Source organism: Streptomyces sp. NPDC054961, from assembly GCF_053609145.1.
Map to the genome: position 1 here is coordinate 16,844 of NZ_JBSGWY010000013.1, position 12,536 is coordinate 29,379.

Here is a 12,536-nt window from a genome sequence, read left to right on the forward strand (position 1 = left end):
GAGGCCGCACCCGCGTGAGTGCCGTCCCCGCGAACCGCCGCGCCCTCGGGCCGGCGGCGCTCCTCCTGGTCCTCGCGCTGCTGCCGTTCGCGGCCGGCTGCGGCGACGAGGGCGATCTGGCCTCCGCCGGGGCGACCCCGACCGCGAGCGGGCCCGTGCACCTGTGGCCGGGCCGCAAGGGGGCCCTCGTACCGCCCGCCGATCCCGGGGGCGCGCCGCCCGAGTACGTGCCGGGCATCGCGCCCGTCCAGGACCAGAACGTGCACGCGATCGACCCGGTGGCCCTCGTGCAGGCGGAGCTGCGGGCCCATCCGGGCGGCGGGAGCGGCCCGGACGGCATGCCCCAGGAGACCGCGGACGCGATCAGGGCGTGCGGCACGAGCGGGGCCGATCCCAAGGCCTGCCCGGTGCTGACGCCGTACTACCGGGACCTCACGGGCAACGGCCGGGACGAACTGATCGTCGGCATCGAGTTCCCCGATCAGCAGATGTCCGTACGGGTGTACACGGCGGACGCCGAGGGCCGGCTCAACCGGATCATGGCGACCACCGACACCGTCATCAGCGTCGAGCTCGCGGGCCAGGACGTGATCCTGCGCATCCCGAGCGGCAACGCGGGCTACGAGGTGAACACCACCTGGTCCTGGGACGAGAAGCAGCGCACGATGCTGCCGGCGCGCGAGCAGATCGTCCGCGTGCCGCCGAACGCCACGGGCTCGCCGGACCCGGCGGACTCGAGGAAACCGCCCGGTCCGACGAACCCGCCCGGTCCGACGGGCCCGACGGGCCCCGGACCCGGCGCCGGCACCCCCGGAGCCTCCCCGTGAGGATGCGGCTGCCCTCCTGGACGGCCACGCTGACCAGGAAGTCGGCCTGTTTCATCGTGGTGATGTGCTGCGGCCTCGCGGCCGTGCTGGGCGCGCTGGTGCACGTCGAGGTGACCCGGCAGACCGTTACCGCGGCCCGTGAGAAGGCCCTCGCCAAGCTGAACGACGCCTCGCGCGCCTACGAGGCCGGCGAGGCCCTGCCCGCGGAGTCCGGGCTGGATCCGGCCGGCCTGCCCGCGGAGCTGCGGGCGCTGGCCCTGTCGGGGCACCGCGGGACGCTCGTGACGGAGTACGAGGGCCGGCCGACGATGTGGGCGGCGGCCCCGGCCGACGGACAGGCGCTGGCCACGGCCGTCGACTACGGGCAGAGCGCGCGGGCCATCACCGGCCTGGACAACGCCATCATCGGCTCCTCGGTCCTGGCGATCGGCGGAACCCTGCTGCTGGGCGCCTTCGCCGTGACCCGGGTGACGCGCCGGCTGCACCAGACGGCGACGGTGGCCCGGCGGATCACCCAGGGCGATCTGGACGCGCGGGTCGACGACCCCCGGACGAAGGACCCCACGCGGCACCAGGACGAGGTGGCGACGGTGGCAGCCGCCCTGGACACCATGGCGGGCAGCCTGCAGGCGAAGCTCCTGAGCGAGCAGCGGTTCACGGCGGACGTCGCGCACGAACTGCGCACTCCGCTCACCGGGCTGCAGGCGGCCTCGGAACTGCTGCCGGACAGCCGGGCGACGGAGCTGGTGCAGGAGCGGGTCCGTACGATGCGCCAGCTGACGGAGGACCTGCTGGAGATCTCCCGGCTCGACTCGGGCGGTGACCTGGTGGAGACGGACCTGCACCAGCTCGGACGCCTCGCGCGGCGCGTGGTGCGGGCCTCGGGGACGGCCACGGAGGTGGTCGTGGTGCGGGACGCGCACGTGGAGACGGACCGGCGGCGCCTGGAGCGGGTGCTGGGGAACCTGGTCGCCAATGCCCACCAGCACGGCCGGGCGCCGGTGGTCCTGACCGTGGACGGGCCGGTGGTGACCGTACGGGACCACGGCGACGGCTATCCCGGCTACCTGGTGGAGCACGGCCCGCAGCGGTTCCGGACCGGGGGCGCGGGCAAGGGGCACGGGCTGGGCCTGACGATCGCGATGGGCCAGGCGCGGGCCGTCGGAGCTCGGCTGGTCTTCCGCCAGGCGCAGGACGCGGACGGCGGGGCGGAGGCCGTGCTCACCCTGACCGAGGCGTCGGTGACGTGACGCCCCCGGCCCCCGGCCCCGGCCGGGGGCCGGCGTCAGTCCGCCGGCGGGGCCGGAGGCGTCGGCTTCGTCCAGGGCCAGCGGAGCTTCGGCTTGCGGCCGTCCGGGACGTGGGCGTACTTCCAGCCCTTCTGGAGGCCCAGGCGCTTGGAGAACCCCGCCGGGACCCTCTCGTACAGCAGCACCGTCGGGGCGCCGCCGTCCGGGTCCGGGACCGGGATCTCGTACCACTTCGGCGGATGGCCGGTCGGGCCGAGGATGATCGAGAGGGTCCGGCCGTCCATCGGGCCGCCCTCGAAGGAGGTGGGTTGGCTTCTCACGCCCCCAGTCTCACAGCTCCGGCCGCGCGCCTCCCGCCACGGCGGCCCCGGCGACCAGGACGGCCCCGGTGGCCGCGCGGGCCCGGCGCCCCCGGGTCACAGCAGGTGGGCCGCCTCCGAGACCAGGGGGATCACCCGGCGCGCCAGGACCCCGACCGGGCCGTCCGCGGATTCGAGGGCCAGGGCCGCGCGGGACGCCGCGGCCGTCTCCGGGTCGGTGGCGGCCGTCGCCGTCAGCAGGGCGATGAACTGGTCCACCAGCCAGTCCCGGAGCGAGGAGACCTCCGGCTGTTTGCCCTCGTCGATCCAGATCAGCGAGGCGGCTTCGACCGCGGTGATCCACGTACGCACCATCATCCGCAGCCTCGGACCGGGCGCCGGGACGCCGAGGTGCAGGAGGATCGCCTCGGCCGCGGCCCGGCGGATGCCGTCGACGGTGGCGGTGGTGCGGGAGGTCTCGACCACGCTGCCGCCCTGGAGGAGGGCGGAGAAGCCGGCGTCGTGCTCGCCGACGAAGGCCAGGTACCGGTCCAGGGCCCGGGAGAGCCGCCGGGTGAGCGGACCGGCCTGGGGTTCGGCGAAGCAGAGCCGCAGGATGTCGGCCGCCGAGCCCAGGGCGGCCTCGTAGAGCTGCTGCTTCCCGCCGGGGAAGTAGCGGTGGACGAGGGGGCGCGAGACACCGGCGGCCGCGGCCACGTCGCGCAGCGAGACGTCCTCCGGTGCCCGGTGCGCGAAGAGCGTCAGGGCCGCGTCGAGGAGCTGGGCCCGCCGCTCGTCGGCCTTCAGCCTGCGGTACGCCGGTACGGCTCTCATGTCCGCAGGGTAGTGCCACCCGGTGGCCGTCAGGCGAGGAGCCCCGAGCTCTTCCACATCCGGCGGCCGACCCCGCGCATCACGCCGATGTCGTCGAGGAAGTCGGTGAGCCGCTTCGCCCCGGTCTGCATGACCTCACGGCGGTGGCCGCTGGCCTTGGCCTGGGCGAGCGCCTCGCGCCGGTCCAGGCCGACGTTGTCGTAGACCTGGGGGTTGACGAAGGCGACCGCGAAGACACGGGCCGCCTGGCCGCAGCTGACGCGGGTGAGCTCCTGCTCCCAGCGCGGGGCGGTGAGCATCTGGCGGCGCAGTTCCTCGCGGGCGTAGCGGACGTGGCGCGCCTCCTCGATGACGTGGATGCGGGTGACTCCGCGCACGAGGGGCTGGATGCGCTCGTCCGGGAAGGTCAGCCGCTGCATCCAGTCGAGGATCTCCTCGCCGAGGAGGGTGCAGGCGAAGGAGCCGGGGGTGGTGGAGATGGTCTTGAGGACCCGGGCGAGGTTGTGGTTGGCGCGGGAGACCGGGTACGCGGGGGCCCCGCCCGTCTTGATCATGCGGGCGAACATCATCGAGTGGCGGCACTCGTCGGCTATCTCGGTGAGCGCGTAACGGACGTGATTGCTGGTCAGCGACTTGTCGTAGATGTGCCGGACCAGCAGTTGCATGAGGATGATCTCGAACCAGATGCCGAGCGAGGCGAGCGCCGCCGCTTCGTGGCGGGAGAGTTCGATGCGCTGCTCCTCGCCCATCTTCTTCCAGAGCGGGGTGTCGTAGAGGGAGAGCAGCTCGGGCGGCCAGTAGTACTTGCCCTCGATGGGCGGGGCGTCCCAGTCGAGTTCCCTGTCCGGGTCGAAGGAGTGCTTGGCCGAGGATTCGAGGAGTCGTTCGGCTGTCTGTTCGCGGTCCTTGAGCAGGCCGAGCGCGTCGCGCAGCTCCGCCCTGTCGGTCACGGTCGTCATGACTTCGGACACCTCACGAGTGGATTGCCGGCGGTGGTCGCCCGCAGGGGTTCCCGGAGCGACCAGGGGTTCACCGCTTATAAGACTGCTTGTCAGCAAGACCGTCAATCCCCGGCGCACGAGTTGTTGACCGCGCGTCTACCACCGTGTGACGCTGCCAGCGGCAGCCGGCGGACTCCGCCGGGCCGCCAACTGGGCTGTCCTGTACGGAAGTACGTGAGACGAGGGGGCGTCAGTGTCGACGCACGAGCTCTACACCAACGATCCGGGGGCGAGCGTCTGGCCGGTCCCCGCGTCCGGCCACGCCCGGTTCAGCTGGGAGTACGACGGCGGCCGGGAGAGGCTGCTGGCCCTGTACCAGAAGGGCAAGGACAAGCAGTGGGACGGCGCGAAGCGCATCGCCTGGGACATCGAGGTGGACCCGTACGATCCGCTCGGCACCCCGGACGAGGCGCTGACGCTCTACGGCACGCGGCACTGGGCCAAGCTCTCGCCACGGGACAAGGGCGAACTGCGCCGGCACTACAGCGCGTGGAACTTCAGCCAGTTCCTGCACGGCGAGCAGGGCGCGATGGTGTGCGCGGCGCGCATCGTCGAGTCGGTGCCGGACCTGGACGCGAAGTTCTACTCCGCGACCCAGACCATGGACGAGGCCCGGCACGCGGAGATCTTCGGACGCTTCCTGCACGAGAAGATCGGGATGCTCTACCCGGTCAACGACAGCTTGCAGGGACTGCTCGGCGACACCCTGCGCGATTCCCGCTGGGACATGCCGTACCTGGGCATGCAGGTGCTGATCGAAGGGCTGGCGCTGGCCGCCTTCGGCATGATCCGGGACACCACGGACAAGCCGCTGCCCCAGCAGATCCTGGCCTACGTGATGCAGGACGAGGCCCGGCACGTGGCGTTCGGGCGGATGGCGCTGCGCGACTACTACAAGCAGCTGTCGGACGCCGAACTGCGCGAACGCGAGGAGTTCGTGATCGAGGGCTGCTACCTGATGCGCGACCGGCTGCGCGGGGTGGAGGTCCTGGAGAACTTCGGCATCGCGCGCAAGGAGGCCGAGGAGTTCAGCGAGCGGTCGGAGTTCCTCGCCCTCTTCCGCAAGCTGCTGTTCAGCCGGATCGTGCCGTGCGTGAAGGACATCGGGCTGTGGGGCGAGCGGCTGCAGAAGGCGTACCTGGACATGGGCGTCTTCGAGATGGGCAACTCCAGCCTGGACCTGCTGATGAGCCAGGACGAGGAGATCGCCGAGGCCCTCGACCGCGAACGCTTCGCGGCCGAGGAGGCGGAGCGGGTGGCGGAGGTGGCCCGAACCGTCGCCGACGGCGCGGGCGCGGCCTAGCGCGGCACTAGGAGGCGCCCGGGGCGAACGAGGTGCGCAGGGTGAACGCGTACGGGGTCGGGCCGTGTTCCCGCAGGTGGGTCAGGCGCTGCTCGGCGTCCCTGACCGTGGGGCGCTCGCCCGCCGGGACCCACCACAGGGTGGTCATCGCCTCCTTGACGTGCTCGAACCACTCCCGGCGGCGGGCCATCAGCTCCCGGTGGCGGCCCGCGTACATGAAGGCGTCCAGGGCCTGCGCGTCCCGCCAGACCGACATGTTGACGATGATCCACTCGTCGTCGAAGACGACCACCTCGGTCGCGTCGCCCCCTTCGCCCTGCAGCCGCCAGACGAAGCCCTCCGCCGCGTCCGCCACCGCGTTGACGTGGTCGAGACCGTCGACGAAGTCTTTCAGTTCCGGGGAGTCCAGGGGGTACTTGAGACGGGATATGTTCACCTGTGCGAGTTCGTGGGCCATGCCCCTACGGCTACCAGCCCGCCGCCCCTCCCCGCCGTCCGTTTCAGCGGGTGGACAGCGCCGCCTGCATCACGGCCCGCGCGATCGGCGCGGCCGCGCCGTTGCCGCTGATGTCCCCGCGCACGGCCGACGCGTCCTCGACGACCACCGCGACCGCGACCGCCGGCGGCGCTCCGCCCGCCGCCTGGGCCCAGGAGATGAACCAGGCGTACGGGGTGCCCGCGTTGCCGACGCCGTGCTGCGCGGTGCCGGTCTTGCCGCCGACCACCGCGCCGGGGATCGCCGCGTTCCGGCCCGTGCCGCCCTCCACCACCTTCACCATCAGCTCCTGCATCCGCGTCGCGGTCTGCGGGGACATCGCCCGGCCGATGGTGTGCTGGTCGGCCCGGCGGACCGGGTCGCCGTCGTCCTGTGTGGTCCGGTCCACCAGGTAGGGGGTCTTGAGCAGTCCGCCGTTGGCGACGGCCGCCGCGACCATCGCCATCTGCAGCGGCGTGGCCTTGGTGTTGAACTGCCCGATCGAGGAGAGGGCCAGCTGGTCCGGGCTCATGTCGGTGTCGAAGTTCGAGCGCGAGACCCAGGCCGGCACCCGCAGGCCGTCGTCGTTGAAGCCGAACCCGCGCGCCGCCCGCGTCATCCCCCGCAGCCCGACCTGTACGCCGATCTTCGCCATCACCGTGTTGCACGACCACTGCACGGCCTCGGCCATCGAGGCGTCGGCGCAGCCGGTGCCCGCGTTCGGGAGCAGGGTGCTCGTGCCCGGCAGGGGGTAGGGGTCCGGGGTCCGGGTCGGCGCGTCCACATCGCTGACCACGCCCGCGTCGAGGGCGGCCGCGGCGGTCACGATCTTGAAGGTGGAGCCGGGAGGGTAGGTCTCGCGCAGCGCGCGGTTGAGCATCGGCTTGGCCGGGTCCGCGTTGAGCTTCTCCCAGGCCGCCTTGGTCTTCGCCCCCGTGCCGGAGAGCAGCCCCGGGTCGTAGGAGGGGCTGCTGACCAGCGCGAGGATCCTGCCGGTGGCCGGTTCGACCGCGGCGACCGCGCCGCGCTTCCCGGCGAGCCCGGTGTACGCGGCCTGCTGCATCTTCGCCCGGATGGTGGTGACGGCGTTGCCGCCGCCGGGACGGCCGCGCGCGAGTTCGTACCAGAGGGGGAAGGCCGAGAGCCCGGGGTCGGTGCCGGACAGGACCGGGTCCTCGGCGCGCTCCAGGAAGCTCGTCCCGTAGGTCTGGGAGGAGAATCCGGTGACGGGAGCGTAGAGCGGGCCGTTCTTGTACGTCCGCTCGTAGCGCAGCAGTTGGCGGCTGTCCCGGGAGCCGGTGACGGGGCGCCCGTCGACCAGGATGTCGCCGCGCGGTTCGGCGTAGCGCGCGACGGCGGGGCGCTTGTTGGCCGGGTTCGCCCCGTAGGCCGGGGCTTTCCAGACCTGGACGCGGGCGACGTTGACCAGCAGGGCGAGCAGCAGCAGGGCGCAGAAGTACGCGCACCAGCGGATGTAGCGGATCACGCGTCGGCCTCCTCGGCCGGTCGGGGCCTGCGGGCGCTGTCGCTGAGCCGGACGAGGAGCGCGACGATGATCCAGTTGGTGACGACGGAGGAACCGCCCTGGGCGAGGAAGGGCATCGCCATGCCGGTGAGCGGGATCAGGCCGGTGACCCCGCCCGCGATGACGAACACCTGGAGCGCGACGATCGAGGCCAGTCCGGTGGCGAGGAGGCGGCCGAAGGGGTCGCGCAGGGCGAGTGCGGCCCGAAAGCCCCGGGAGACGAGGAGCCCGTAGAGGAGCAGGATCGCGGTGAGGCCGACGAGGCCGAGCTCCTCCCCGGCGGTGGCGAGGATGAAGTCGGACTTGGCGGCGAAGCCGATGAGGAAGGACTGGCCGTGGCCGAGCCCGGCGCCGAGGAGTCCGCCGGCCCCGAACGCGAAGAGCGACTGGGCGAGCTGGCCGGGGCCGTCGCCGCGTTCGATGGAGGCGAAAGGATTCAGCCAGTCGTCCACGCGGCTGTTCACGTGCGGCTCGAACGTCCCGACCGCGTACGCGCCCACGGCGGCGAGCAGCAGTCCGATGGCGATCCAGCCCATCCGGCCGGTGGCGGTGAACAGCATGATCACGAAGAGGCCGAAGAAGAGCAGCGAGGTGCCGAGGTCGCGCTCCAGGACGAGCACGCCGACGGAGAGCAGCCAGATGGCGAGGATCGGGCCGAGGACCCGGCCGGGGAGCAGCTTGAGCTTCCAGAAGAGGGTGCGTCCGGTGAGGGCGAGGGCGGTGCGGTTGGCGGCGAGGTAGGCGGCGAAGAACACGGCGAGCAGGATCTTGGCGAACTCCCCCGGCTGGAAGGAGAGTCCGGCGAACCGGATCCAGATGTGCGCGCCGTTGACGGCCGGGAAGAAGACGGGCACGAGCATCAGCGCGAGCGCCACCGCCACGGAGAGGTAGGCGTACTTCTGGAGCACCCTGTGGTCGCGGAGCAGCCCGGCCACGAGGACGAAGAGCGCCACCCCCAGAGCCGACCACCGCAGTTGCTCCCCGGCCGTGAGGTGGCCGGGCGTGGTGGCGTCGAGCCGCTGGATGAGGACGAGGCCCAGGCCGTTGAGCAGGACGGCGATCGGGAGCAGCAGCGGATCGGCGTACGGGGCGCACAGCCGGACGGCGAGGTGGGCGGCGAGGGCGGCGACGGCGAGCCCGGCGGCGTAGTGGGCGGCGGGCCGGGGGATGTGGCCGGTGGTGGTGAGGCCGACGTAGAGGTGGCCGAGGACGGCGATCAGGACGGCGCCGACGAGCAGCGACAGCTCGACTCCGCGGCGCTTGGGGGCGCGGGCATCGGGTGGCGGGGGCGGAGCGGGCTCCGCCACCTTCGCCGTCAGAGCGGTCATATGGGGAAACGTAGCAAGCAGACGGCCCGTATGTCCGCTTATGTCATAGTGTGCCGAAGAGTCGTCAGAACCGGTCGGAAGCGAAGTAGCGGATCAGCAGATCAGCGGATCAGGAGCCTCCCCCATGGGACCTGCGGAGTTCATCGTCCTGGCCTTTCCCGAGGAGCAGCTGCGCGTGGCCGCGGTCGAGGCGGTGATGGGACTGCGCAAGGCCGGGGTGGTACGGCTGATCGACGGTCTCGTGGCCACCAAGACGGCGGCCGGCGAGGTGCTGGCGGCGGAGTTCGACGAGTTCGTCGAACTCCGGGGTCTGCTCGCCCACCGGGAGGCCGCCCCGCTGATCGGTCCGGAAGACGTCAGGGAATCGGCCGACCTGCTGGAACGTGGCAGCTGCGCGCTCCTGCTGGTGATCGAGCACGTATGGGCCGAGGACGCCGCCATCGCCGTCCGCGCGGCGGGCGGCCGCGTCGCGGGCGCGGTCCGCCTCCCGGCCGACCGGCTGGGGGTCGCCTGATGTTCATCCGCCCCATCGGATCCGTCGTGAACCCCTCCCAACGCCCTTCGGGACGCCCGCTCCTGCGCGGCATCCTGGCCCGCGGCGCCTACGTCTGGGACACCGCCCGGCAGCCCCCGCCGGCGGCCCCGTACGCCCCGCAGGACGCCCCGCCCGCCCCGGGCGCGGCCCCCTCGGATCACGCCGGACCCGACGCGTCCGCGTCCGCCTCCGCCTCCGCCTTCGGCGCCCGGGGGCCCGCCTCCCCCGCGGCCGCCTCCGGCGGGCCCTCCGGCGACCGCCCGGCGCCGCCCGCCGGTGCGGGAGCCCCCGGACCGGACGGTCCCGGAGCCGATCTGACGGACCGCCTGACCCGGCTCGCCGCCCTGGCCCGCGAGGGTCTCCTGACCCCGGAGGAGTTCTCGGCGGCGAAGACCCGCCTGCTGGCCGGCTGAACTGACCGGCCCACCTGGCCGGCTGAACTGACCGACCCACTTGGCCGGCTCACCTGGCCGGCTGACCTGGCCGGCTGACCTGGCCGGAGCCCCGGACCGGCCCGGCGGCCGGACGTACGCCGACCGGGTGGGCCGCGTGGCACGGCCGACCCGGGTGGCCGATTTGTCATACCGCGCATGGGAGCATCGGCCGCCTGGAGGTGACCCCATGTCACGTAGACACCGGCGTCGGCTGCTTCGCGCCGCCTGCCTGGCCGCGGCCCTCGTCACGGCCGGCCCGCTCCCCGCCGCGCACGCCGAGCCCGCGGCACCCACCACACCCGTCTCGCCCGGACATCCCGCCGCGCCCGACACGCTCGCCGCGCCCGAGGCGCCCACGGTGCCCGACGCGCCCTCCGAGCCCGAGACGCCCGCCCCGCCGGCCACAGCCGCCACCGCGGCCCTGGCGGCGCCCGCCGCGGCGCCCGCCGCCCCCACCGAGCCCGTGGGCGTGCTCCTCACCCGCCTCCGAGGCCTCTACCAGCAGGCCGAGCAGGCCACCGAGGCCTACAACGCCGCCGAGACCGCCCTCACCGCCCGCCGGAGCGAGGAGCGCCGCCTCAGCACCGGGCTGGGCAGGGCCCGTACCGCCGTCTCGGACGCCCGGGCCACCACCGGCCGGCTGGCGCGCGAGCAGTACAAGGGCGCCCGCGGGTTCTCCCCGTACGCCCGGATGCTGTTCTCCGGAGACCCCCAAGGGGCACTGGACCAGCGGCGGATCGCCGCACGCGAGGGCGCGCGGCGGGCCGCCGCCCTGGACCGGCTGACCCGGGGCGAGCGGCAGGCCGACGCCCTCGCCGCCGCCGCCCGCAAGGCCCTGGACTCCGAACAGAGGCTGGCCGCCGAGACGGGCAAGCGCAAGGAGGAGGCCGCGGCGCGGCTCAAGGAGGTCGAGCGGCTGCTGGCCTCCCTGACCCCCGCACAACGCGGCGAGCTCGGGACGCGCGAGGCCGAGGACACCGACACCGCGCAGCGGGCCCTGGTCGCGTCGGGGCGGCTCGGCGCGCAGTCCCGTCTCCCCACGGCGGCCGGCGGCACGGCCCTCACCTACGCGACCGCCCAGCTCGGCAAGCCGTACGTCTGGGGCGCGGAGGGGCCGGCCTCCTTCGACTGTTCCGGGCTGACCTCGCAGGCCTGGGCGCACGCGGGCCGCGCGATCCCCCGGACCAGCCAGGAGCAGTGGGCCAAGCTGCCCAAGGTGCCCCTGGACGAGCTCCGCCCCGGCGACCTGGTCGTGTACTTCCCGACCGCCACCCACGTGGCCCTGTACGTCGGCGACGGCAAGGTGATCCAGGCGCCCCGGCCGGGCGCGAAGGTCAAGGTCTCGCCCATCGCCGCGAACCCGCTGCTCGGCGCGGTGCGCCCGGACCCCGACGGGGCGCCGCTGACCGCTTACACCCCGCCGCCGCTCCCCGGGGACGGGGAAGCGGGGACGGCGGGAGACGACACGGGCTACTCGCAGGCCGAGGCGCCCGCGACCTCCGCCAGGTAGTCGGACGCGTCCTGGGGGTCGTAGAAGTACGCGTCGAAGTCGGCCGGGTTGTCGAAGCCGTTGGCGAAACGGTCCGCCACCGGCTGGAGCTGCCCGGCCGCGCCGATCAGGTTCAGCACGTGCTCCGGCGGGACGCCGAGCATGGCGTTCGTCCACTGGGTGACCGGCTTGCCGCTGGTGAACCAGTACTTGTCGAAGGTCGCCTTCATCCACGCCTCGTCGAACGGCTTGTCCCCGTGCATGAGGATCGACGAGAGGTACGAGGCCGCGCACTTGGCGGCGGAGTTCGCGCCCTGCCCGGTGATCGGGTCGTTGGCGACCACCACGTCCGCGACGCCCAGCACCAGCCCGCCGCCGGGCAGGCGGCCGACGGGGTTGCGGACGACGGGCGCGTACCGGCCGGCGAGCGTGGCGCCCGCGTCCGTCAGCTCGGCCTTCGTGGCCCGCGCGTACTCCCAGGGCGTGAAGGTCTTCATCAGTTCCAGCGTCAGCGCCAGGTGTTCGGCGGGCTCGCGCACCCCGTGGAAGACGTCCAGCGGACCGCCCGGGACGCCCTCCCAGAAGAGGATGTCCGCCCGCCCGGAGGTGGTCAGCGTCGGCATGACGAAGAGCTCGCCGACGCCCGGGACCAGGTTGCAGCGCACGGCCTCCGTCACCGGGTGCTCGGGACGCGGACCGAGCCCGTGCACGTAGCTGACCGCGAGCGCGCGCTGCGGGGCGTCGTACGGGGAACGGGCGTCGTCCCGGCCGAACAGCGAGACCAGCTCGCCCTTGCCGGCCGCGACCAGCACCAGGTCGTACGTGCGGGCGAAGAAGTCCAGGTCGGAGACGGACGCGCCGTGGATGACCAGCTGGCCGCCGCGCTGGACGAAGGTGTCGAGCCAGCCGGACATCTTCACGCGCTGGTCGACGGACTGGGCGTGGCCCTTCAGCCGGCCCAGCCAGTCGATGGCGCGGCCGCCGTCGGGGGCGGCGACCGAGACGCCCAGGCCCTCGATCTTCGGGGCCTGCTGCTCCCAGAAGTTCAGCTGGAGGTCCCGCTCGTGCTGGAGGGCCGTGTCGAACATGACTTGCGTGGACATGACCCGCCCGGTGCGTATCTCGTCCGCCGTCCGGTTGGACATGAGGGTGACCTCGTACCCCTTCGACTGGAGTCCGAGGGCGAGCTGGAGGCCGGACTGGCCGGCACCGACGACGAGTGTCTTGCGCATCTGC

Annotated in this window: 13 protein-coding genes; 6 read left to right on the plus strand and 7 right to left on the minus strand. The window is 73.3% G+C overall.

The features are described from left to right. Nucleotides 1-14 precede the first annotated feature (14 nt). Nucleotides 15-827: a hypothetical protein gene (locus tag ACWF9Z_RS14565; protein WP_453601859.1), complete on the plus strand. Its 813-nt coding sequence runs from the start codon at nucleotides 15-17 to the stop codon at nucleotides 825-827. After that, nucleotides 824-2,077 (plus strand): histidine kinase dimerization/phospho-acceptor domain-containing protein, encoded by a 1,254-nt coding sequence (locus ACWF9Z_RS14570; protein ID WP_453601862.1) that lies wholly within the window; start codon nucleotides 824-826, stop codon nucleotides 2,075-2,077. Before ACWF9Z_RS14565 ends, ACWF9Z_RS14570 begins: the two co-directional genes overlap by 4 nt. Nucleotides 2,078-2,112: 35 nt before the next feature. On the opposite strand, the gene ACWF9Z_RS14575 is transcribed toward ACWF9Z_RS14570, so the two are convergent. The 3 genes from ACWF9Z_RS14575 to ACWF9Z_RS14585 form a co-directional block, all read right to left on the minus strand. Then, the gene (locus tag ACWF9Z_RS14575) at nucleotides 2,113-2,397 is read right to left on the minus strand and encodes a hypothetical protein (RefSeq protein WP_453601865.1); all 285 of its coding nucleotides are present in this window, start codon (nucleotides 2,395-2,397) and stop codon (nucleotides 2,113-2,115) included. Nucleotides 2,398-2,493: 96 nt separating this feature from the next. Beyond that, nucleotides 2,494-3,210 (minus strand): TetR/AcrR family transcriptional regulator, encoded by a 717-nt coding sequence (locus ACWF9Z_RS14580; protein ID WP_453601868.1) that lies wholly within the window; start codon nucleotides 3,208-3,210, stop codon nucleotides 2,494-2,496. A gap of 29 nt (nucleotides 3,211-3,239) precedes the next feature. Next, nucleotides 3,240-4,169: an AurF N-oxygenase family protein gene (locus ACWF9Z_RS14585; RefSeq protein WP_453601871.1), complete on the minus strand. Its 930-nt coding sequence runs from the start codon at nucleotides 4,167-4,169 to the stop codon at nucleotides 3,240-3,242. A gap of 235 nt (nucleotides 4,170-4,404) precedes the next feature. Here ACWF9Z_RS14585 and ACWF9Z_RS14590 point away from each other — a divergent pair, with 235 nt between their 5' ends. Further along, a complete protein-coding gene (locus ACWF9Z_RS14590; RefSeq protein ID WP_453601874.1) occupies nucleotides 4,405-5,514 on the plus strand; it encodes a ferritin-like domain-containing protein in 1,110 nt (369 codons plus the stop codon). A 7-nt stretch (nucleotides 5,515-5,521) separates the two neighbouring features. Here the strand turns inward: ACWF9Z_RS14590 and ACWF9Z_RS14595 are convergent, their stop codons facing one another. From ACWF9Z_RS14595 to ACWF9Z_RS14605, 3 genes are read right to left on the minus strand one after another with little or no spacing between them, the layout of a single operon-like run. After that, complete coding sequence (locus ACWF9Z_RS14595; RefSeq protein ID WP_453601876.1) at nucleotides 5,522-5,971, minus strand: DUF3291 domain-containing protein; 450 nt, start codon at nucleotides 5,969-5,971, stop codon at nucleotides 5,522-5,524. A gap of 43 nt (nucleotides 5,972-6,014) precedes the next feature. Further along, nucleotides 6,015-7,475, minus strand: a complete 1,461-nt coding sequence (locus tag ACWF9Z_RS14600; protein ID WP_453601879.1) for a penicillin-binding transpeptidase domain-containing protein — start codon at nucleotides 7,473-7,475, stop codon at nucleotides 6,015-6,017. Then, complete coding sequence (locus ACWF9Z_RS14605; protein WP_453601882.1) at nucleotides 7,472-8,842, minus strand: FtsW/RodA/SpoVE family cell cycle protein; 1,371 nt, start codon at nucleotides 8,840-8,842, stop codon at nucleotides 7,472-7,474. Before ACWF9Z_RS14605 ends, ACWF9Z_RS14600 begins: the two co-directional genes overlap by 4 nt. Before the next feature lie 124 nt (nucleotides 8,843-8,966). Here ACWF9Z_RS14605 and ACWF9Z_RS14610 point away from each other — a divergent pair, with 124 nt between their 5' ends. From ACWF9Z_RS14610 to ACWF9Z_RS14620, 3 genes are all read left to right on the plus strand, one after another. Continuing rightward, the gene (locus ACWF9Z_RS14610) at nucleotides 8,967-9,356 is read left to right on the plus strand and encodes a DUF6325 family protein (RefSeq protein ID WP_453601885.1); all 390 of its coding nucleotides are present in this window, start codon (nucleotides 8,967-8,969) and stop codon (nucleotides 9,354-9,356) included. Between the two features lie 26 nt (nucleotides 9,357-9,382). After that, the gene (locus tag ACWF9Z_RS14615; RefSeq protein ID WP_453601887.1) at nucleotides 9,383-9,790 is read left to right on the plus strand and encodes an SHOCT domain-containing protein; all 408 of its coding nucleotides are present in this window, start codon (nucleotides 9,383-9,385) and stop codon (nucleotides 9,788-9,790) included. A gap of 208 nt (nucleotides 9,791-9,998) precedes the next feature. Beyond that, nucleotides 9,999-11,321, plus strand: a complete 1,323-nt coding sequence (locus ACWF9Z_RS14620; RefSeq protein WP_453601890.1) for a C40 family peptidase — start codon at nucleotides 9,999-10,001, stop codon at nucleotides 11,319-11,321. Here ACWF9Z_RS14620 and ACWF9Z_RS14625 read toward each other — a convergent pair. Next, complete coding sequence (locus ACWF9Z_RS14625) at nucleotides 11,282-12,532, minus strand: styrene monooxygenase/indole monooxygenase family protein (RefSeq protein WP_453601892.1); 1,251 nt, start codon at nucleotides 12,530-12,532, stop codon at nucleotides 11,282-11,284. The genes ACWF9Z_RS14620 and ACWF9Z_RS14625 overlap by 40 nt on opposite strands. Between the last annotated feature and the right edge of the window lie 4 nt (nucleotides 12,533-12,536).